Source organism: Bacillus sp. 2205SS5-2, assembly GCF_037024155.1.
Lineage (GTDB): Bacteria > Bacillota > Bacilli > Bacillales > Bacillaceae_K > Bacillus_CI.
The window spans coordinates 17,347-39,549 of sequence record NZ_JAYKTS010000032.1 but is presented as its reverse complement, the minus strand read 5'-3'; the positions used below and the strand labels follow the sequence as shown (position 1 = coordinate 39,549).

At 39.7% G+C, this 22,203-nt stretch carries 18 protein-coding genes and 2 pseudogenes; 9 read left to right on the top strand and 11 right to left on the bottom strand.

What is annotated here, in order from left to right:
* The first annotated feature begins 111 nt into the window (after nucleotides 1-111).
* A complete protein-coding gene (locus U8D43_RS17475; protein WP_335872461.1) occupies nucleotides 112-717 on the top strand; it encodes a biotin transporter BioY in 606 nt (201 codons plus the stop codon).
* Nucleotides 718-786: 69 nt separating this feature from the next.
* Complete coding sequence (gene bioB, locus U8D43_RS17470) at nucleotides 787-1,722, top strand: biotin synthase BioB (RefSeq protein WP_335872469.1); 936 nt, start codon at nucleotides 787-789, stop codon at nucleotides 1,720-1,722.
* A gap of 51 nt (nucleotides 1,723-1,773) precedes the next feature.
* Here bioB and pgmB read toward each other — a convergent pair whose 3' ends face one another.
* A complete protein-coding gene (gene pgmB, locus U8D43_RS17465) occupies nucleotides 1,774-2,442 on the bottom strand; it encodes a beta-phosphoglucomutase (protein ID WP_335872460.1) in 669 nt (222 codons plus the stop codon).
* Between the two features lie 466 nt (nucleotides 2,443-2,908).
* On the opposite strand from pgmB, the gene U8D43_RS17460 reads away from it, so the two are divergent.
* Complete coding sequence (locus U8D43_RS17460; protein ID WP_335872459.1) at nucleotides 2,909-4,432, top strand: FAD-dependent oxidoreductase; 1,524 nt, start codon at nucleotides 2,909-2,911, stop codon at nucleotides 4,430-4,432.
* A 109-nt stretch (nucleotides 4,433-4,541) separates the two neighbouring features.
* A complete protein-coding gene (locus U8D43_RS17455; protein ID WP_335872458.1) occupies nucleotides 4,542-5,189 on the top strand; it encodes a glycoside hydrolase domain-containing protein in 648 nt (215 codons plus the stop codon).
* A gap of 173 nt (nucleotides 5,190-5,362) precedes the next feature.
* On the opposite strand, the gene U8D43_RS17450 is transcribed toward U8D43_RS17455, so the two are convergent.
* The 6 genes and pseudogenes from U8D43_RS17450 to U8D43_RS17425 all read right to left on the bottom strand — a co-directional run bounded on the left by U8D43_RS17450 (nucleotide 5,363) and on the right by U8D43_RS17425 (nucleotide 10,995).
* Nucleotides 5,363-6,055, bottom strand: a complete 693-nt coding sequence (locus U8D43_RS17450) for a tryptophan 2,3-dioxygenase family protein (protein WP_335872457.1) — start codon at nucleotides 6,053-6,055, stop codon at nucleotides 5,363-5,365.
* 167 nt (nucleotides 6,056-6,222) lie between these two features.
* Nucleotides 6,223-6,855 (bottom strand): annotated as a pseudogene (locus U8D43_RS17445) (RNA-guided endonuclease InsQ/TnpB family protein); the annotation flags it as partial.
* A gap of 22 nt (nucleotides 6,856-6,877) precedes the next feature.
* A pseudogene (locus tag U8D43_RS17440) lies at nucleotides 6,878-7,503 on the bottom strand (IS607 family transposase).
* An 88-nt stretch (nucleotides 7,504-7,591) separates the two neighbouring features.
* Entirely contained in the window at nucleotides 7,592-8,227 is a 636-nt protein-coding gene (gene kynB / locus U8D43_RS17435) for an arylformamidase (RefSeq protein ID WP_335872456.1), read from the bottom strand.
* Between the two features lie 14 nt (nucleotides 8,228-8,241).
* The gene (gene kynU / locus U8D43_RS17430; RefSeq protein WP_335872455.1) at nucleotides 8,242-9,513 is read right to left on the bottom strand and encodes a kynureninase; all 1,272 of its coding nucleotides are present in this window, start codon (nucleotides 9,511-9,513) and stop codon (nucleotides 8,242-8,244) included.
* Between the two features lie 624 nt (nucleotides 9,514-10,137).
* Nucleotides 10,138-10,995, bottom strand: coding sequence for a GNAT family N-acetyltransferase (locus U8D43_RS17425; protein ID WP_335872454.1), 858 nt, complete (start codon nucleotides 10,993-10,995; stop codon nucleotides 10,138-10,140).
* An 824-nt stretch (nucleotides 10,996-11,819) separates the two neighbouring features.
* Between U8D43_RS17425 and U8D43_RS17420 the strand changes: the two genes are divergently transcribed.
* Genes U8D43_RS17420 through U8D43_RS17410 form a run of 3 tightly spaced genes read left to right on the top strand, consistent with a single transcriptional unit; the run spans nucleotide 11,820 to nucleotide 15,035 of the window.
* The gene (locus tag U8D43_RS17420) at nucleotides 11,820-12,206 is read left to right on the top strand and encodes a GntR family transcriptional regulator (protein WP_335872453.1); all 387 of its coding nucleotides are present in this window, start codon (nucleotides 11,820-11,822) and stop codon (nucleotides 12,204-12,206) included.
* On the top strand, nucleotides 12,203-13,105 hold the full coding sequence (locus U8D43_RS17415) for an ABC transporter ATP-binding protein (RefSeq protein ID WP_335872452.1): 903 nt from the start codon (nucleotides 12,203-12,205) through the stop codon (nucleotides 13,103-13,105). The genes U8D43_RS17420 and U8D43_RS17415 overlap by 4 nt, the downstream gene beginning before the upstream one ends.
* Nucleotides 13,080-15,035 carry an SLC5/6 family protein gene (locus U8D43_RS17410; RefSeq protein ID WP_335872451.1) on the top strand — a complete coding sequence of 652 codons (1,956 nt, stop codon included), beginning with the start codon at nucleotides 13,080-13,082 and terminating at the stop codon, nucleotides 15,033-15,035. Before U8D43_RS17415 ends, U8D43_RS17410 begins: the two co-directional genes overlap by 26 nt.
* A 737-nt stretch (nucleotides 15,036-15,772) precedes the next feature.
* Here U8D43_RS17410 and U8D43_RS17405 read toward each other — a convergent pair.
* Together U8D43_RS17405 and U8D43_RS17400 are read right to left on the bottom strand one after the other, a co-directional pair.
* Nucleotides 15,773-16,735, bottom strand: a complete 963-nt coding sequence (locus U8D43_RS17405; protein ID WP_335872450.1) for an SDR family NAD(P)-dependent oxidoreductase — start codon at nucleotides 16,733-16,735, stop codon at nucleotides 15,773-15,775.
* A 381-nt stretch (nucleotides 16,736-17,116) separates the two neighbouring features.
* On the bottom strand, nucleotides 17,117-17,440 hold the full coding sequence (locus U8D43_RS17400; RefSeq protein ID WP_335872449.1) for a CHY zinc finger protein: 324 nt from the start codon (nucleotides 17,438-17,440) through the stop codon (nucleotides 17,117-17,119).
* Nucleotides 17,441-17,609: 169 nt separating this feature from the next.
* On the opposite strand from U8D43_RS17400, the gene U8D43_RS17395 reads away from it, so the two are divergent.
* Both U8D43_RS17395 and U8D43_RS17390 read left to right on the top strand, forming a co-directional pair.
* Nucleotides 17,610-18,482: a polysaccharide deacetylase family protein gene (locus U8D43_RS17395; RefSeq protein WP_335872448.1), complete on the top strand. Its 873-nt coding sequence runs from the start codon at nucleotides 17,610-17,612 to the stop codon at nucleotides 18,480-18,482.
* A gap of 324 nt (nucleotides 18,483-18,806) precedes the next feature.
* Nucleotides 18,807-19,499, top strand: a complete 693-nt coding sequence (locus U8D43_RS17390) for a Crp/Fnr family transcriptional regulator (RefSeq protein ID WP_335872447.1) — start codon at nucleotides 18,807-18,809, stop codon at nucleotides 19,497-19,499.
* A 103-nt stretch (nucleotides 19,500-19,602) separates the two neighbouring features.
* Here U8D43_RS17390 and arcC read toward each other — a convergent pair whose 3' ends face one another.
* Nucleotides 19,603-20,568: a carbamate kinase gene (arcC, locus tag U8D43_RS17385; RefSeq protein ID WP_335872446.1), complete on the bottom strand. Its 966-nt coding sequence runs from the start codon at nucleotides 20,566-20,568 to the stop codon at nucleotides 19,603-19,605.
* A 144-nt stretch (nucleotides 20,569-20,712) separates the two neighbouring features.
* A complete protein-coding gene (locus U8D43_RS17380) occupies nucleotides 20,713-22,194 on the bottom strand; it encodes a YfcC family protein (protein ID WP_335872445.1) in 1,482 nt (493 codons plus the stop codon).
* Between the last annotated feature and the right edge of the window lie 9 nt (nucleotides 22,195-22,203).

Genomic DNA, 22,203 nt, shown 5'->3' with positions numbered 1-22,203 from the left:
GATATACTGTAAAAAACGTTTTGTTAACCAGAATCATTTTTATGTTGACATATATCCCGAATCCCTCGTATGCTTAGAATGAAAAGGTTATCATACAGAGGGGGAAATGACATGAAAGAGAAGACACCATTTAAACCGATTGATTTAACGTTAGCTGCACTATTTGTAGCGATGACGGCAATTGGGGCCAATATTACAACGATCGCTCCATTTATGCAAATTGGTTCGGTTCCAATTACACTTCAAACTTTTTTTGCAATATTGGCGGGATTAGTCCTTGGAAAACGCCTGGGTAGCATCGCCATGCTAGTATATTTGCTTGTAGGATTAGTAGGAGTGCCTGCTTTTGCAGGATTAACCGGAGGCTTTGTTGCAATCACCAAACCAACATTTGGTTTCATTCTATCCTTTATTCCAGCCGCTTATGTGGCAGGGTTAATCGTTGAGAATCGAAAAAACATCACATTTTATATGCTGGCTGCGCTGATAGGTACAGCCCTCAATTACATCATTGGAACAACATGGATGTATTTCGCCTTTTTATTTTGGGCGGGAGCTCCAGAAGGATTCACCTATATCATTGCTTGGTCTTGGATGACTCCGTTTATGCCAAAAGACATCATCTTAGCTATTTTTGCTGGAGTGTTTGCTACTCGTTTACAAGCATCTGTTCTTTCACGCAGTCGTTTTCAAAGACATTCGCCGGCAGGCCAATAAATGGAGGAATTTTTCGTGAACTGGAATGATCTTGCTCACCAAGTTATTAATGGAAAAGAGTTATCGGATATGGAAGCATTAAGTATACTAGACTGCCCTGATGAAGATTTATTACCCTTACTACATGGGGCTTTTCAGATCCGCAAATACTATTTTAGCAATAAAGTGAAACTCAATATGATTGTAAACACGAAATCTGGCCTCTGTCCAGAAAACTGTGGCTATTGTTCGCAATCAAGCATCTCTTCTGCCCCAATTGAAAAATACCGAATGGTTGATAAAGAAACCATTCTTAAAGGCGCCCAGCAAGCTCATGCCCTGAATGTCGGTACGTATTGTATTGTTGCAAGTGGTCGCGGGCCAAGTAATCGAGAGCTTGATACTGTCGTCGATGCAGTCGAAGAAATTAAAGAAACGTATCATTTAAAAGTTTGTGCCTGTCTCGGCTTACTAAAAGAAGAGCAAGCACAAAAACTTAAAGACGCCGGTGTTGATCGCTATAATCATAATATCAACACCTCAGAAACCCATCACGAAGCCATTACCACCTCTCATACGTTTCAAGATCGAGTGCAGACGGTAGAACTGGTGAAAAAGAGAGGAATCTCTCCGTGTTCAGGTGTCATTATCGGAATGAAGGAAACGAAACAAGATGTCATTCATATGGCTAGAACGCTGAAGATGTTGGATGCCGATTCGATTCCTGTCAACTTTCTTCATTCCATTGAAGGTACTCCGTTAGAAGATGTAGATGAATTGAATCCTCGCTATTGTCTCAAGGTGCTGAGTTTGTTCCGCTTTATGAATCCAACCAAAGAAATCAGGATCTCAGGTGGACGAGAGCATAACCTACGCAGCTTACAGCCATTAGGTTTGTATGCTGCAAACTCCATCTTTGTAGGGGATTATTTAACCACGGCTGGTCAAGAAAGCACGGCTGACCATCGTATGTTAGAGGACCTTGGCTTCGAAATTGACTACGTGAAAGAGGAAGCAATACATTAAGAAAGAAACAAGGTTCCCGTCAACGACAAAAAAGATGAGACCGATATCGGCTCATCTTTTTTGTTGGAATTTTACTAGTAAACGGCTCAATGTTAATTCTTTCATAGAAAGGATTGACCAATCAGATTTGGCTAAATAAGGATAATCTCCGACTCCGATAGAATACATATCCGTCGCAAGAATTCCCGTTAATCCCGCTTCTCCATCTTCTATTGCTACACAATCCCTCGGCTCCACCCCTAACAAAGAAGCAGCCGTTAGAAAAATTTCTGGATCTGGTTTCCCATTCGCTAAAGTTTGAGGATCGACGACCACATCAAAATACGCTGCCAATCCCACTTGTTTTAAAACTCTCTGGGCATTTGAAGAAGATGAAGCTAAAGCCGTTGCGATCCCTTCTGTCTTCAATTCTTCCAAAAAGGAAAGAACCCCGGGGAAGATAGACTGGCTGTTCATTTGATTTATGTACGTTTGATAACCAGCATTTCTTTTTTCACCAAATGCCTGCTTCTCTTCCGCCTGATAAGAATTCGGAGAGCGATCCGCAAGTTCTTTAATCAAACTACTACGAGATTTCCCTTGAAAAAAAAGATTATCTTCTTCTGAAAATACTGCACCCATCTCATTAGCCACTTTTTTAGTTGCTAAATAATAATAATGAACCGTATCTACAATTACTCCGTCAAGATCGAAAATAACTGCTTTGATTGACGACTTCATTCTATTCCTCCTCGTTCTTGATGCTTCTATTATACAGGAGACATTACGGAGGATGAGAAAAAACGTACACTTCCAATAATTAGTAAGTTATATTACCTCAATGTTTACGAGAGGCTGTTTACACAAAGTTTGTTGCTTTTCGAACCGGTCTTTAATTAAGAAATAACTTTGTTCCGGAACATCTTTTCGTAGAGTTTACAGTGAATAGGGGAAAGTGGTGAAAGAATTTGAGATGTGCATAAATCTTATAAGTCGTGCATGAGCGATTCACTGGAGACTCAGCAACTCGAAAAGAGAGCTCCTATAGCAGATACTAGCGATTTCCCCCAGCAATTTTATATTCACACAAAAAGATCCTGATAATAAAAACTAGTTATAGACAAACCCTGTTTTCTATTATTTGGCATAATTCAACGACTTACGGGAAAAATGAGGCAAGAGTTTTCTAACAAAGGAGCGTTTTATAATGAATGATTCGATGCCAAACTATCCTTCACCCTATTGGAGGGACTATGTAACCCTTCCCTCTTATCCTTCCATCGAAGAAAATACACAAGTTGACGTTGCCATTGTGGGGGCAGGAATTACCGGAATTACCACCGCATATTTACTCACAAAAGCAGGTTTAAAGGTTGCTCTCATCGATGCCGGAAAAGTCATAAACGGAACAACAGGGCATACAACAGCGAAAATATCTGCGCAACATGGACTAATTTATCACGAGTTAATCGAACATTTGGGCGAGAATCAAGCTAAACTCTATTATGAAGCGAACAAGGAAGCCCAATCCTTTATTTCAGCCCGAATAAATGAATATAAGATCGAATGCGACTATAGTGAAGAAGATGCGTATGTCTATTCCGTTACAGAAGAAAGTAAACAAAAGATTGAAAAAGAGTACGCAGCCTATCAAACATTGGGAATTCAAGGGGAACTTGTTCAAGATTTGCCTCTAGACCTCGAGATTCACAATGCAGTGGTTATGAAAAATCAAGCACAATTTCATCCTATAAAGTACTTACTACCTCTACTCGATTTTATTACCGCTAACGGAGGGATAATCTTTGAGGAAACCCCCTGTCTTGAAGAGGTAGCAGATGATGGAAACCGCATAGTTCATACGAAAAATGGTCCCCATATCTCTTGTCAGCAAGTCGTTGCTTGCTCACATTTCCCTTTTTATGATGGAAATGGATTTTATTTTGCCCGGATGTATGCCGAACGTTCTTATACGGTAGCGATCAAAGCTGAAAAAACTTTCCCTGGAGGAATGTACTTAAGTGCAGATGAGCCAAAAAGATCTTTACGTTATACAAACCTAAACGGAGAGAAACTCCTATTGATTGGGGGAGAAAATCATAAAACAGGACAAGGAGAAGATACATTACAGCACTACGAAAATCTCCAACAGTTCGCCCAAGAGGTGTTCGGAATTAGGGAATTCCCCTATCGATGGTCAGCCCAAGATTTAATGACATTAGACAAAATACCTTATATTGGGAATATAACCAAGAATAAACCAAACGTTTACATAGCAACAGGGTTTCAAAAATGGGGTATGACAAATGGAACCTTAGCGGCGAATTTGATTTCCGATTTGATTTTAAATCAACCCAACCGTTATACAGAGCTTTACACCCCCTCTCGCTTCAAAGCAGACCCATCGCTAAAAACATTTATTAAAGAAAATACAAATGTCGCCTACCAGTTTTTAGATGGCAAATTGGGTGGCGATCGACTATCCCTCGATCAACTTTCCCTTGACCAAGGCGGTGTAATTACCTTTAACGGCGAACGGACAGGCGCATATAAAGATAAACAAGGTCAAATGCACCTAGTGGACACGACATGCACTCATTTGGGGTGTGAGCTTGATTGGAATTCTGGAGAACGATCTTGGGATTGTCCATGTCATGGTTCGCGTTTTTCCTATGATGGACAGGTATTAGAGGGCCCTGCCGATCAACCACTAAAAAAATTACAAGAGTAAGCGCATATGACTCCTACTTGAAAAACGTTGAGCTTTTTTAAAAAAGGAGAAGTTTTTTTCATATTCTTTCATATATTGATGGAGATAGGATATGGAAGGGGGCTGGGAGATGGCGTACTTATGGGGCGTTGATTCGCCGACGAAAGTGACGACAGACCTATATAACTGTGTGGTAAAGTCTTTAGGGAAACCCTCCTACTGGGGACGTTACTTAACGACCGTCGAAGGAGCTTCAGACGGACTGACAAGAAGTGAAATTGATCTCCTTCATAATAGTGGGACAAAAATTTTGCCCATTTATAATAATTTTTCAAATGCGACTGGATTAAGGGAAGGACGTGTGGTAGCTCAAAATGCGACATTTGCCGCACAGAGATTAGGCATCCCAAAAGGAACGCTTTTATTTGCCTATATGGAAAAATCCTTCAAAGTCGATGAGGACTGGATTCGAGGCTATGTTGACCGCATATATTCAAGTGGCTACCTCGCCGGTATGTATCATGATCCTGTGAACGGAGACTTTCTTAAAGCCTATTGTGCCGCTATCGATAAAGATGAAGACGTTGCCCTACAGCTTATTTTATGGAGTGCAGAGCCTGAGCGAGGCGTGAGTATTAAACGAAGAGTTCCAAAATTCCGACCCGCTAAACTACCTTGCCAAAATAACACTTGGGGCTGGCAATATGGGCGAGATGCAGAAGCATGCCCGGTTGATACGAATTTATTTGACGAACGATTGTTTAGTAAGCTGTATTAATGGGATTTGAAGCCAAAACAAGCCAGAGTACCTCTGGCTTGTTTTGGTTTCTTTCCATTCCAAAATATGCATAGATTCTAGCTCTATAGTTCCTAATATGGGTTCTCAACAACTATATTGCTCAATACTATTTTCGCCTATTTTAATTCCATTTATTTTTGCATAAAACTATTCTAAGGAAGCGGTTTTGGATTATAACTGGAACCCGTCCAATCCGTTAACTCACTAATGGCTTGCCAAATAACAGGGAAAAACTCAAACTTAGCCCCTCTCTCAAGTGCCTGAGCGGGAATCCCCTTCAAGCTTTTAGTTTGCAACCCAATCATTCGACGAACAAGCTGAATATGCTCATATCGATAAGCTTGGAATTTCTCGTCAAACTCGTGTAAATTCTTCATTAGCTCATATAAAACATATTGCTCCTCAGGGTTTTTATGCAATTCCAAAACCGTAACCGTATGCTTTTGTAAAAGTGCTGAAAATGGTTCCCAAAGAGTTGGACCTAATTTTAATATTTTATTAAAACCTGGTGAGTCTTGTCCACTCCCTTTTCCTAATGCGAGGCGAATTTTATGATAGTCTCTTGGCGATATTTCTTTGATAATATCAAATGTATGTGGCAGATGCTTTAAATGTATTTGCACCCTTCTTAATTGTGCTGAGGCTTCACTTATTTCTTCTTTCTCTATATGTTCTTTTGTAAGATGAAGACTCTGAAGAATTAGCTTAAAATGAAGCTCTGAAATTTGATGAATCACTTGAAATGTTAATTCATCATGACAGCTGCGTTCATCCGCTGATTTTTGCAACAATAAGAGATCTTCAGTACGGATATACTTTTCATAGTCAGTGATATTCGGATTCATTATTTAGCTCCGTTGCCAAAACCTTATCTAACTCTATAAAGGTAAGTTTCATTCCCTGTTCCACGTGTCCGATTTTGCCTAAGCTACTTTCGTTTGATCTAACACTCCGAGGGCGTAAATTCCCATACAACGAATGGTACATATCAGCGTTATCTTTTTAGGTGATACTACGCTGATTTTCGATAGTTTGACAGATTCAGACTTGCATTATAGTCTCGATCTATCTTCAAACCACATTCTGAACAATTGTATGTACGGTCTGCTAATTTAAGGTCTTTTTTCAAATGTCCGCAATCACTACAAGTTTTTGACGATGGATACCAGGTATCAGCTAGTATAAGTTTGATACCGTGAAACTCACATTTGTACTCCATTTGTCTTTTAAACTCATGTAAGCATTGCTTGGCAATTGCTTTTGAAAGATGTTTGTTCTTCATCATACCTTTAATGTTCAGATTCTCCATGACAACTTTAGAAGGCTTGGTTTTCACTATCTTATTCGTTGTTTGATGGATATAATTTTTTCTTATGTTGGCTAATTTACGATGAACTAACTTTACTTTTTTCTCGAGTTTTATAATGTTGCTTGTTTTGACAAACGTACTCCCTTCTTTATTTAATTCGTATTTTTTAGATACGTTGCGCTGCAACCTACGCAATTTCTTTACTAATTTCTTAACTTCATTCGTTTTGTTAATGTTTTTAAATTTCATTCCGTTACTACACACGGCTAATTCTTTTATTCCAACGTCAATCCCAATGACTTCATCTGTTAATTCAACTTGTGGACTCTTTGGTTCTTGTTCGTGACTAGGGACAATTCTAACCTTCTTTGCCAGGATCATCTTCTACTAACTCCCTAATCATTTTCTTAGCTTTGTTCGCTCTTTTTCCTTGAAGCCTACAACTAAACACCGTGACGATTTAAATCAAGTCTTCAACTAGCTCCTGTTCTTCGGTTTTCTCTGTATAATCTATGATTTCAATGGTTGTTCCATATTTATCACACAGATTTTCTATTAATTCATATCCGAACCGAATCAAACGATCTTTATATAGAATGACTACTGTCTCAACTTCTGAATTCGTAATCATATCTATTAGTTGATTTAATCCCTTTTTATTGTAGTTAATCCCACTTCCAATATCAGAAATGACTTCAAATTGATATCCTTTTGCTAACATATACGTTTTTACATTTTCAATTTGTCTTACAAGGTCGTCTTTCTGTTGATGTGAGGATACTCTACAATAACCTATCACTTTTTTGTTTAATTGCTTTTCTCCTTTAATCCCTAAGAAATGATCTAGCTGCTCTTGAGAGTAGTATCTATACCCTGTTGGGCAACATGATCTGGTTTGAACCTACCTTTCTAGTCCCATTCTCTTAACGTTTGGGTACTCTTTCCAATTAATTCTGCAAACTGACCAATTGTATAATATTTCATAATTTCACCTCTGACCTTATGATAATCTATTAGATTATATAAATTCAATAAGGTTATATAGACTTATATAATATTCACTTAACTGTTGTTACCCCCCTTTAGTTGGTAACTCTCGTAACACTGCTCGCACTGGACTACCGTCTCCACCAACAATTGATAGTGGCAACGCAATGAGTTCATACTCTCCTGGAATTACCGCGTGAAGGTCAATTCCTTCTAGGATGTTAATTGAGTGCTGATACAATTCATGATGAGCAACCAATTCTTTACTTGAGATTGGATCAACCGATGGTACATCTACTCCAATCAAGATTACACCCTTCTGAGCTAGCAGCTTTGCTACACCACTTTCAATCGGAGGAATTTCTTCAGGGAAAAGAGTTTCATCTCTCCAGGCATTCGTCTTAAAGAGAAGCCGTTTCACTTTGGACAAGCTCAAGCTTTCAATTAGCTCACAAGAAATGCTGCTCTGCTCCGTTACATCAACGACCGTTGCTTTGCCTATATAAGTTTGTAAGTCTAGCTCGTGAATTCGCTTCCCTTCTTCATTAAAATGATAAGGTGCGTCTACATGAGTACCACTATGGGTACTCATTTCCATTTTACCTACATTAACAGAACCGCTTTCTTCCTTACTCAACGATAACCCAAAAGAATAAGGAGTATCTCCTGGCCAAACCGCGATTTTTTCAGATAGCTGTCTTGAAATATCAAAAAGTTTCATGTGAAACACTCCTATTACGCTATAATATTTCGCTTGTTTTCAAATCTTTCGTATTTCTTTTCTACCATAATATTCTTTAGTACTTCCACACACTTATAAACATCCTCAAAGGAACAGTACAAAGGCACAGGAGCCAGACGAATCACATTTGGAGAGCGAAAATCTGGAATAACTCCTTCCGCTTTTAACGCTTTGCAAATTCTTGCGGCCTCATTGTGTTCAAGTGATACATGGCCACCTCGCGTGGCATCATCGATTGGATTCCCAATCGTAAAATCGAATTCGTCCAGCTCATCCCCAATAAGCTTCATTAAGTAAGAAGTTAATGATAACGATTTTTCTCTTAGGTTGATAATATTCGCTTCATTCATCATTTCTAGTGACCCTATTAACGGTGCAGAACTTAGAATATGTGGCGTCGCAATTTGAAAAGCACTTGCCGATTGTGCAGGAGTAAATTCATGGCTCATATCGAATTGCACTGATTTATCCGAACCAAACCAGCCCGCAAGTCCTGGCTCGACACCATGATGATGTTCATTCACATAAAGAGCTCCGACGCCGCCTGGGCCACTATTCAAGTATTTATATGTACACCAATAAGCAAAATCTACTCCCCACTCACTAAAATAGTGCGGAATTGCGCCGACAGAGTGACAGCCATCAAATCCGATCAAAATTCCTCGTTTATGGGCTTCAGTTGTTAAATATTTCAAATCTAACAACTGACCCGATCGATATAAAACGGTTGGTAACACAATCAGAGCAATGTCTTCTGTCATCGCTTCCACAATGTCTGTTTCTTTTAGAAAACGACCATCTTCACTTTTCACTTGAACAAGGTGATCTTCAGGAGAATATCCCTTCAACTTTAATTGACTTTTAATTGCATAAATATCAGATGGGAAGTTTAATTCATCGCATAAAATCTTCGTTCTTTTTCCAGAAGGCTGATAGAAGGTGGCTAATAATTGGTGAAGATTAACCGTAGTGGAAGCGGTTACAATTATCTCCTCTTTGTTAGCCCCAACTAACGGAGCCAGCTTCTCTCCTAAAGTTTCAGACAAATAAAACCATGGATGTTCTCCCTCTGTCCAGCCGTCAATTCCTAGCGATTTCCACGCCTCCATCATGGAGTAAACAGCCCTCTCAGCCCGCCTGGAAAGCAATCCTAATGAATTGCCATCGAGGTAGATTGTTTCGGGTTGTAGGTAAAATTCGCTACGAAAAGGGGATAGGATATCTCTTTGATCGAATTCTTTCGCAAATGATAAAGCATTTTCCATTATGGATTCCCCTCCTACATACTCTCTCTTTTCAAGGTATAGGACAGACGATTAAATGTCAATATTTTCTGAATTATATCCACTTGAGCTTCTCCCTTCCATCTCCATGGTTAGCCTTACTTGAAGCTATTTTCATAAGGTTCTTTTCATATACTTTGTTGCTCTGGGCACAAAGAAAAAACAGGCAGAAAGGTTTTTTCGATTGAATTCCTACTTTTCATCTTGTAATGAGGAGTTTTTCATTAGGAAAGGCAGTTTTCGTTAGCTATGTTTCTTCAACTCTATGTAAATAATCCATGTTTTTTTTGCCGCTAAGGACAGGTTTTTGTGGGGGAAACTGTCGGAGTGGAGGCTGATTTGCATCATTCAATCAGGTTCTTTTCGCATACTTTGTTGCTGTAGCATACAAAAAAGGATGGAACCACTCTTTTCTTTCCTCAATTCGGATTTAAAATGATGAGAAAAGATGCCCGAAGTCAATCTCCATCACGAATTAAGGGCTAATTTGAAAAACCACAATCTTTGCGAAAACAGCCTTTCGTATCCATTGTGGCTACTTATTTTAATCATAGAGAGCATTCTCCATGTATTAAGTGAAGTCGACAATCGTCAATCTATTAATGATTATACCTTTTTCATCAGCATGACATCCTCAGTTACGAACGTAAATCCTAATGAGGTTAAAGAAACAGCATCCGGAACGGCTGATTCTCCGATACTAATATAGTGAACCTGATCTTTTAGATCTAATAAGATTGCCTGAATCATGTCAGGAAACTTTTGATTCCACTGTTGGGATATGAACGGGGCGAGAATTTCCGCATACCCCGTATCCTTTCGAATCGTCACACCAAAGTATCCACAGATCTCTTTTTCATATTGAAATTCATAAGCAAAATCAAAAGCAACCGAATCATAATATTCTTCTAACATTAATAATTCTGCTGGATTTGATTCTGTCGATGAATTAACTAATGGCTTTATTTTTTCAAATTCAAATTGATTACTTCTATTTGAATTTACCCAATATGGGGCAGCTTCCATTTTTTCACTCGACCGGCCGATTACTTTCGATCTTCCCGTTATTTCAAATCCTTTCGATTCAAAAAATTGAATTTGTTTCTTCCATTGAGAACGAAAGCGTTGTGCCAAAATTTTCCCTTCATATTCCTCGCTGGTTGCAAATTCAACCACATGTTGAAATAACTCTTCTTGTAATTCCCCTTCATAACCTGGTAATACCCATGGATAACCAATCGAAACAAAATCTCCACTTCCCGTAAAACTACAGTATCCCACCAACTTCTCCCCTTCAAATGCGAAATAGCGTGATTTGGGGTGAAACGACGCGCCCTGTCTAAAAACAGTCGGTGAGAGCGTTGGTTTCCAAGCAAAAGGTAATACTTTTGTTCGTTCTATCCAAAATTGATATTGAGCCTCTAAGTCTGCCTCTGTCTCAAAAAATCTTTTCTTTATATTCACCTCGACACCCCTCCTTCTCCTAGTCATTCAACTTTATCACTCTTTTCCCAATAGATAAAAGCAAGGCGCTAGAAAATAAACGCCAATACCTTTTAAAAAGGCTGTTTTAGCAAAGTTTGTGTCTTTTCGAATCAGTTTATCATCTATGAAATAGCTTTGTTTCGGGCATCATTTACGAAAAGCGGAAGTGGCTGCCCAGGGACGGCAGGCATCTGGCAGAACACGTAGTGAATCCCGATTCACGCAGTGGGCTGACAAATGCCCTAGTCCCTAGCCACTGCAGCTAGATCACGAAATGCGGAAGTGGCTGCCCAGGGACGGCAGGCATCTGGCAGAACACGTAGTGAATCCCGATTCACGCAGTGGGCTGACAAATGCCCTAGTCCCTAGCCTCTGCAGCTAGATCACGAAATGCGGAAGTGGCTCGCCCAGGGACGGCAGGCATCTGGCAGAACACGTAGTGAATCCCGATTCACGCAGTGGGCTGACAAATGCCCTAGTCCCTAGCCTCTGCAGCTAGATCACGAAATGCGGAAGTGGCTGCTCAGGGACGGTAGGCATCTGGCAGAACACGTAGTGAATCCCGATTCACGCAGTGGGCTGACAAATGCCCTAGTCCCTAGCCACTGCAGCTAGATCCGTCTATTTTTGATGGAAATCAACCGTAAAATGGAAAATTTAATCAAAAATATGATGAAATAGCCACAATGTATACGAAAAGAGCCTTTAAAAAAACTATTTACATTAACAAATATATGGTATATCATACTAACTGTATTACACACAATAGTACAGTTAACACAGTAAGGCAAAGGAGGGAAATCATGTTTGACATTGATATTAGAAGTAGGAAACCGATTTATGAACAGCTTGTCGATAAAATAAAGGAGTTTATTATTAGCGGCGTACTAACCCCAGATGAAAAGCTCCCCTCAGTCCGCCATCTATCAAAGGAACTAACCGTCAATCCCAACACAATTCAAAAAGCATACAGAGAATTAGAGCGAGAAGGATACCTTTATTCGCAGCCTGGAAAAGGAAGTTTTGTCGCTCCTTTACCCGATTCCTTGCAACAAAGAAAGCTTCAACTCGTAAAAAAAGAGCTTCTGAAATTAATAAGCGAAGCCATTTTCCTCGGTCTAACAGAAATTGAGTTATTGGAAATATATACAACAGTGATAAGCTCACATCCAAAGGGGGAACAGTTATGATTCAACTCATGAATGTCACTAAACATTTTGAAAAACAAGAAGCCGTAAAAGACGTTACCCTTTCTGTGAAAAAAGGAACGATTTATGGATTACTCGGCTCAAATGGTGCGGGGAAAACAACTCTACTCAAAATGCTAGCCGGCATTTATCGTCCGTCAACAGGCAGTGTTCTTGTAAAGGAACAAGCGGTTTTTGAAAATACTACGATTAAGGAGAACATGATCTATATTCCTGACACAATCTATTTCCTTCCACTTGCTACCGTTGAACAAATGGCAAGCTATTACCAAAATATCTATCCAACTTGGAATGAAGAGCGTTACCGCAGCCTAGAGTCTGTTTTTTCAATAACGCGGAAGCAAAAAGTTCACCGACTCTCAAAAGGGATGCAGCGACAAGTTGCTTTTTGGCTCGCTCTCTCTTGTATGCCTGAGTTACTTATTTTAGATGAGCCCATTGATGGGCTAGATCCTGTCATGAGACAAAAAATTAAAAATTTATTATTTCAGGATGTTGCCGAACGAGAAATGACCATTATTATCTCTTCCCATAACTTGCGAGAAATTGAAGATTTATGCGATCATGTCGGGATTATGCACAAAGGTCAACTTTTGATTGAAAAAGAAATAGACGAGCTAAAGGCCGATACCCATAAAATTCAAGTGGCCTTTCGACATAAAGACCATAGAACAAAAATTCTCGCAAACTGTTCCGTCCTTCACCAAGAGCAGCGCGGAAGTGTTTCTCTCTTTATTATCAGAGGAGAAGCAGATGCCATCTCAGCAGCATTTACTGCCCTTGATCCACTTGTATTTGATTTATTACCGCTAACTTTAGAAGAAATATTTATTTATGAAATGGGGGATCACGGCTATGAAATCAACAATATCCTTCTTTAACATTTCTATTTTTAAACAGGATTTAAAGCAACATGGATGGATTGCCTTAGTCTTTTTCGCAGGATTACTGTTTGCGGTTCCTTTGCAGCTTTTACTAAAAGGAAACAGCCCTTACTACAGCATCACGCACATCGATACATTGTTTAAAGTTGCAAGCGATATTCAACTACTCTTACTCTTCAGCGTTCCGATTTTAACGGGAATTTTCTTGTTTCGGTATATACAAGAAAAAAAATCTGCTGACTTTGTTCATAGTATGCCTTTAAAACGACTCGAATTGTATGGAACTCACGTCATTAGTGGAATAAGCATGCTCGTCATTCCCATCTGGATGACAACTGGAATTATCGCCATCGTTCAACCGTCCACTGCTTTCTATTTCTCTGGTACAACACTGTTAAATTGGGCAGGCATTTTTACCCTCTTTGCCACCTTTTTATTCTTAGCCTCTGTTGTAGTAGCGATGGTTTCAGGAATGTCGATTGCTCAAGGGATTTTAACGTATATTTTCTTGTTCCTACCTGCAGGTGTGCTCTTACTGGCTTCAAAGCATTTAGAGATCTATTATTTTGGATTCTCGACTAACTATGTAACTGACAATGAAATGTTAAGCTGGTCACCACTCACTCGCTTAACGGAATATTATTACTCTGATAAGCTCTTATCGCAAGTAGAACTGCTTGTTTATGTATTCCTAAGTATATTCTTGTTTTTACTAGGATATTTTCTCTATAAGAAACGTTCCGTCGAAGTGGCTACGCAGGTGATATCTTTCGCCTATTTAACTCCTATTTTCAAATATGGGGTTACGTTTTGTACGATGATTTTGTTCGGAATCTACTTTTATTGGGAGAATACTGCTTGGTCTTATTTCGGGTATGCACTAGGAGCCGTCATTGGCTATGCTGTGGCTGAAATGGCCATTCGCAAATCGTGGCAAATCTTTGATAGTAAGGCGCTCAAAGGATTCATCGTTTATTCTATTGCTTCTGTGTTTATTCTTCTTATCTCGGCAGTAGATGTTGTTGGCTATGAAACAAAGTTACCGAAAGAAGAAGACATAAAAGGGGTTTTCCTCGGTCATTCTAGTTTTGAACTAATACAAGGGGAAGAAGAAAATCGGAATATTTTCATTAATAACCCTGAGTTTATTGATAGTGTTTTATTACTTCAAGAAGTGATTGTGAGTGAGGGCGAAAACGTTCATATACAAAGCGTGCCGAACCCGGAAGACTACGAAAATATTTTTATTGCCTATCAACTACAAAACGAAAACACGATGGTCCGTGAATATACAATCAAACGAGATTCCATTCAAAAAGTACTCAAGCTTGCAAAAGAATCACCATCGTATAAAAAGCAAACCTATTTCTTTTCAAAACTAGATACTAAGATTGATTACATGGAATTTAGTGATCCTGAGCGAATCCTCACAAAGATTGTCGGAGACTCCGACCAAATCGAGGCCTTCACGCGTGTGTTAAAACAGGATATTTTATCTGCGACACTGGAAGAACTTAATGGTCCGGTAAAGCATGAGGCAAAAATGTCTATTTCTACTGAGGAAGATTTGTTCTATTCTATTCGTGAATCGTATAAAAACACGAATAAATGGCTCGATGAACAAGGATATACTGAAGAAATTACACTTACAGCTAAGGAAATTAAAAGAATGGAAGTTTTATCCTTAACAGATGAAACTAAGCATTATGACACCCATGAATTTTTCCACGAGGACGATTTGTGGGGCGCAAGTGAAACCATCACGGATCCTCAAAAAATTCAACAGGCGTTGGAGACGTATAATGGCTCATATGAACAGTTTTCTAAGGATAACCGTGCCTATATTATTAGGTTTTTCCCTCGCAGCAATCAAGGATCCTTTTATGGCGAAGTGAGTAAAAATAACCTGCCTCATTTTCTAAAGTAATCAGAAAATCGCAAGAAGCCAAAGGCAAGTCATAAAAGACACTTATTCGTACGTATCAAAAAGGTATTCACTCCCATCAGTGAATACCTTTTTCTTAGGCTCTTTTTGTATACATTGTGGCTATTTTCGCTTTTCTTGATCTAGCTTCAGTGGCTTGAGGCTTGGGTCAAATGAATAACTCTCCAGTGATTCAGGCATCACCTACGAGCTCTTCATTTGCCTGTCGCCTCAGGGCAGCCACTTCCGCTTTTCTTGATCTAACTTCAGTGGCTTGAGGCTTGGGTCAAATGAATAACTCTCCAGTGATTCAGGCATCACCTACGAGCTCTTCATTTGCCTGTCGCCTCAGGGCAGCCACTTCCGCTTTTCTTGATCTAGCTTCAGTAGCTAGCAGCTATGGGACAAATAACATCCAACTCCAAAGGTCAGGACCTTCTCCGTTGGATAACATTTGCCCGCCGCTGCTGAGCGAGCCACTTCCGCTTTTCTTGATTTAGCTTCAGTGGCTAACAGCTATGGGACAAATAACATCCAACTCCAAAGGTCAGGACCTTCTCCGTTGGATAACATTTGCCCGCCGCTGCTGAGCGAGCCACTTCCGCTTTTCTTGATCTAGCTTCAGTGGCTAGCAGCTATGGGACAAATAACATCCAACTCCAAAGGTCAGGACCTTCTCCGTTGGATAACATTTGCCCGCCGCTGCTGAGCGAGCCACTTCCGCTTTTCTTGATCCAGGTTTATGAATGATACATTTTATACCACTTAACAAAAGACGTCAGCCCTTCAAGTAGTGAGGTGGACGGGGCAAAATCAATTTCCGCTTGGAGCTCCGTAATATCTGCATACGTTTCCTTTACGTCCCCAGGCTGCATTTCTTTATATTCAATGTGAGCTTCCTTCCCTGTGAGGTCTTCTAAGAGAGACACAAAATCCCCTAATTTCTCTGGGGAATGACTGCCAATGTTAAAAATAGAATAGGGAGCGTCTTCTTCTTTATATACTTTGGATAGGAGAGCAACGACAGCTTGAACGACATCGTCAATATACGTAAAATCCCTCCGCATATCTCCATGATTGTAAAGAGAGATTGGCTTTCCGCCTATGATTTTTTCCGTAAATGAATAATACGCCATATCGGGTCTTCCCCACGGGCCATAGACCGTGAAAAAACGCAGACCTGTAGTCCGGAGCCCATAAACATGACTATAGGAATAGGCCATCAGTTCATTTGATTTTTTTGTAGCAGCGTACAAGCTGACTGGCTGATCGACACGATCTTGGATGGAGAAAGGTTGCTTCTCACTTTCTCCATAAATTGAACTAGACGAAGCGTATAAGAAATGCTCAATTTGAGAACTTTTGCAGGCGTTTAGTATATGAAAAAATCCAGAAATATTGGCAGAAATATAGGCTTTCGGATTTTCTAAACTGTATCGTACACCTGCTTGTCCGGCCAAATGAAGAACTTTTTGTGGCTTATATTTCGCAAAAATGTCGAGTACTTCTTGTTCCTGTTCAATATCCACCTTTTCAAACATAAAATGGGGATGTTGAAGTTGGTTTAAACGGTCTTTTTTTAATTCCACGCTATAATACGGATCAAAATTATCTATTCCAATCACATCATAGCCTTGTTGAAGCAATCTTTTTGTTACATGAAAACCGATGAATCCTGCTGCTCCCGTTATAAGGATAGTCATTATGTTTCCTACTTTCACTTTGGATATCAACTTCTATTGTAAAGAAAAAATCAGTGAAAGAAAAACATCACTCTCTGCGAACATGATCTTTATCTACACGATGTTTCTTTCTGTGTGATGAAACGAGTTTAAAAGGAAGTGTTTTTATTAGGGCATTGAAAAAGTGACATTTTAGGGAAAGGGTGTTTTCGCAAGGATTGTGGCTTTTCGAATAGGAATATATCCCCTGATATGTATGACTTCGTGCTCTTTTCCAAATGAAAACTTCTCCATTTCTAGATGAAAAGTAAGAAAGCAGTCGGAAATGACGAACTGCAACTCCAATCGGTTGGACTCGCCTACTAAACCACAAAAAGCTCTGGAAGATTTTCAGAGCTTGTCTCAGTCAAAATATAGATGATAATGATTCGCACAGCCCGGATTAAAGCGCGCTCGACAATTTGGACACCGCTCTTGGCAGCTTTGGTAGGCTTCAATCGTCAGCTCGTTCCAACAAGAGCCACACAAAATAGCTTTCGTTTGTTTCTCTTGTTTCCCCCAGAGAATCGGAACGTGGCCGGTCAACTCCTCATGACATTGATAGCAAGGAAAATAAGTCTGACAGCACTTAAATTTTAGCGCGATAATATCTAGTTCAGATGAATAATGACAGCATCTTGTTTGTTCATCCATTTCGATTCCTTTGACTGTCACGTTTGAATTCATTCTCTCACTCCATTCCTTCATATTTACTCCAATAGCCCCATCTTTCCAATTAAATTAGTAGACTTCCCAACTTATTAGCTCCTAATCTCAAATTTATATGGAATTAACGGTTGAAATTATGTATTTTTATAGTATGACTACCAAATTTTGTTTTGATAAGGAGTATAAGATGAAACGTTTTCTACTAATGATGATTTCTCTCTCAGTCATTTACTTATTTATATCCACCGATAAGACTACGACCAAAGTCGCTCACACTCATTCAACCACTCATCCTCTTCTAATCAAAAAATCGATTAAATCCACTAGAGAAGATTTTTTTCAATCGTCTGCCGCTTCTTTGTTGCCTCCATTGTTAGAAGCCTCTTATCCTGCTCCAACCGAATGGGGACTAGATGTGACCGGTGTGAAAAATTCACTCTCGACAGAGCAAAAAGTAGTGGCGCTTACCTTTGACGCCTGTGGGTCTACTACTGGAAATGGTTATGATGAAGAGCTAATGACTTATTTAATTCAAGAAAACATACCTGCAACCCTCTTTTTAAATCAACGCTGGATACAAGCCAATCAAGAAATTTTCACAAGTCTTGCCGAGCACCCTTTATTTGAAATTGAGAATCACGGAACACACCACCGACCTCTAAGCACTGCGGGTCAATCAGCATACGGTATTCCCGGAACGAACAGCCCTGAGGAAGTACTAGAAGAAGTGATGTCCAACCACCGCTATATTGCTGAACTAACTGGGAGGGAACCGAAATTCTTCCGTTCAGGCACTGCTCATTATGATGAAGTAGCCGTTGGATTATTAGGGGCACTGGGCCTACAGGTTGTGAATTTCGATTTGAACGGAGATGCAGGTGCTACATTCTCCTCTCAACAAGTAGAAAACTCACTCTTACAAGCTCAGCCTGGTTCAATTGCGATTCTCCATATGAATCAACCTGAATCTGAGACAGCCGAAGGGATCCAGCTCGCAGTACCCAAGTTACGAGACCAGAACTATACTTTTGTAAAATTAGAGGATTATCCCTTGCAATAAATTGCTCATAATACTATAGCAGATTTCATAAAGAACGTTACTTCTCGCAGAATGATCTATTCCGATAAAAGAATAGAATTCAGTGCCTGTTCTCGCCTATATTTGTCTCTAGGATTAACTAGAGGGCATTTTCATTCATTATTCGCTTCTATGAGTAACAATGATTACGAAAGGGCCTTAGCTCATGTCCAAAGACGCTTCTTGCTAAAGTTCTACTAGTGAGCCTTTCTAATTATGTAAACGTTTACATAATTGTGATGAATATGCCCAATTAGGTTCTATTTTCCATTATAATAGATATAGAGAGAAAGGAGACGTGGACAGATGCATCACCCCATGATTACGCTCGATACTCTAAAAAATATGGACGTACTATCAAGCCTATCTCCAAAAGAAATTAAAGAAATAGAAACTCATCTATACTTTCGGCAATATAAAAAAGGACAAATGCTGTTTTTCGAGGGAGATCCTCGCGAGCGCATTTATCTGATTGTCAAAGGATATATACGATTAGAAAAAACCAACTCAAGTGGCTCAACACGTTTCGATGCCTTTTTAAAGCCTGCTTCCTTTTTTCCTTACGAAGGCTTGTTTCATGATGAAGCCTATTCGTATTCAGCAGAAGCATTTACTGATGTAGAAATTTTATATATTCCTACTTTCTATATGGAGGAAATTATCAAAAAAAATAAAAAGTTATTACTCCACTTAGTGAAATGCTTAACCGATAGAATCGTGATGCTTGAGCATCGGCTTCAAGTAATCACGAACTCTCATGCATCAAAGCGCGTTTTACAGATTATCGGCTATTTAGCGGAAGATCTCGGGGTAAAAGTAAAGAAAGAAATATTTATTCCCTGCCCATTCACCACGATAGAATTGGCTCGAATTACCGGAACGACAAGAGAAACCGTTAGTCATGTGTTAAATCAATTTAAAAAAGAAGGAAAACTTGAAATCAACCAAAAACAATTAATTTTAAAAGAACCTAATATCTTTATAGCCGCTGTCGAGTAGCCTGGTTATTCGCAACTCCACTCTGTGCCTAGATTCTATTCAAAATAAAAAACGCTAGAAAGTCTCTTTATCTAGCGTTTTTTTCGTTCGATACTTTCCTATCCTACTCCGAAAAACAGGTTGCTCTTGAGATAACTGCAGTTCCGGCATTTCCTTGCAATGCTTCATATGCCTTGTCTAAGGAAGTAATAATTACCTTTCTGCCCGGTTTTGAATCAACAAAAGCGAGAGCTGCTTCTACTTTTGGAAGCATACTACCCGGTGCAAAGTGGTTTTGTTCGATATACGAAAGTGCTTGCTCATAAGTCATTTCATCAATGTTTTTTTGATTTGGTTCTCCAAAATTAATCGCAATTTTTTCAACAGCTGTTAAGATTAGGAGCACATCGGCATCTATTAGCTCAGCCATTTTTTCTGTCGCAAAATCCTTATCGATAACGGCTTCTACACCGATTAGCTTCCCTTCCTGCTCTACAACCGGGATACCGCCACCGCCCCCAGCAATCACAACAAATTCTTGGTTCACTAGTGCCTGAATACTGTGCTTCTCGACAATATCGATTGGTTTTGGAGAAGGTACGACACGACGATACCCTCTTCCTGCATCGCTTTTCATGACGTAACCATTTTTCTCAATCAGTTCGTTCGCTTCTTCTTCTGTGTAAAAAGAACCGATTGGCTTTGTTGGCTGTAGGAACGCTGGATCCTTTTTATCAACCAGAACTTGTGTCACCATGGTTGATACTTCTTTTTCGATGCCTTCTTGTTGGAAAACTTCATGAAGTGCATTAGCTAACCAATAGCCAATCATTCCTTGACTCATCGCACCACATGTATCTAAGGGCATCGCCGGAATCTTCTCACTTTCATTCTGCAATTGCTGTAGTACGATATTTCCAACTTGAGGTCCGTTTCCATGAGAAATTACGACTTCATGACCGGATTTGATGATTCTAGCCAACTCTTTCGCTGTTTCAAAACACGCTTGACGTTGATCTGCTGCTGTCGCACCATTTCCCGTTTGAATTGCATTTCCACCTAAAGCAATAACCACCTTTTGTTTCTTCATCCCCTCTTCTCCTCTCTCAATCTCTTTAATCGTGAAGATCTTTTTCTTACTTTTGACTCCATAACAGTCTGCTATTCTTCAAGCACTTCTAAAGTGCAAATGTTTTTAAAAGCGGGCTTGGGCATCCCCGAAGCCCGCTCACTTTTATAGAAGAACCGCAATACTTAATAACAGCATGACCAAAATCGTTAAGACAATCAGAATCTTCCACATAAATTTGAAGAAAATATCATATGGTACACGTGCAATGGCTAAAGCACCCATAATAACTGCTGAAGTTGGGGTAATTAAGTTAATAATTCCAGAAGCTGATTGATACGCCGTAATGACAATCGCTCGTTCTACACCTGCAAAATCGGCAAGTGGTGCCATAATTGGCATCGAGAGCGTAGCGAGCCCTGATGTTGATGGGACTAAAAAGGATAGTGGTAAAAAGAATAAGAATGATAGATTGGCAAACGTTACTGAACCAAGATCAGCTAGTAGACCTTCTCCCCAGTGAAGCACGGATGCAGTCATTCCACCATCATTCATCACCACCGTAATTCCCCGAGATACACCAATAATGAGTGCTACTCCAAGTAAATCTCTTGCGCCATCGACAAACGAGCCTGTTAACTGCTCCTCATCTAAGCGATAAATTAAGCCGATGATAATTGAAGCGACTAAGAATAGGAGCGCTAGTTCACCAAACCACCAATCTCCTAATGGAAGAACGCCTCCAAGTACATCACCTAACACAGGCACTCCCAAGATCGCATTATTTATATCTTCAAAAAGAGTAATATTGAACTTCCAAGCCCATGGAATAACACCTAGAATCATAATTAAGAAGGTAAGTCCGAATACCCAAAGAACGGCTTTTCTTCTTCCAGTTAATTCAACTACTTCAACGGTGTCATTTCCTTTTAAAAACTGCTCCTTATGCTCTTTGTGTAAATGAGCAACTAAAGACTTGCTTGGATCTTTCTTCACATTCTCTGCATAACGCATTACGTAAAGAATACCGATGACCAGGGAAATGACTAATATAACTAAGCGTAGCACGATACCGTCCCCAATTGAAATTCCGGCAAAACCAGAAGCAATACCTGTTGCAAAGGGATTAACGGTCGAGCCTAATACCCCAATACCTGAACCTACTGCAATGATCAGTACAGCGGTGAGCGCATCATATCCCGCAGCGATGATAATCGGAATGATTAACGGATAGAACGCAATTGTTTCTTCGGCCATTCCGTAAGTTGTTCCTCCAAGTGCAAAGAGAGTCATTAAAATCGGAATCATAATTTTCTCTCGACCCTCTAGCTTTCGAACCACATTTCCAATTCCTGCGTCAATCGCTCCTGTTTTCATGACGATACCTAAGAATCCACCGATTACTATGACAAACAAGGCGATATCTTGGGCATCAAAGAATCCTTTAATCGGTGCATAAAGTACTTCCCAAAGACCTTGTGGATTTTGCTCCGCCTCAGAAAATGTTCCTGGGACTGGCTCTAACGTAGAAGCCGTTGGATCAACGTATTCATATTGACCTGCTGGCACGATCCAGGTTAAGATCGCTACCGCAATAATAATTAAGAATAAGATCGTAAACGCTGTAGGCATTTTGAACTTTTTCATGGTCAAACC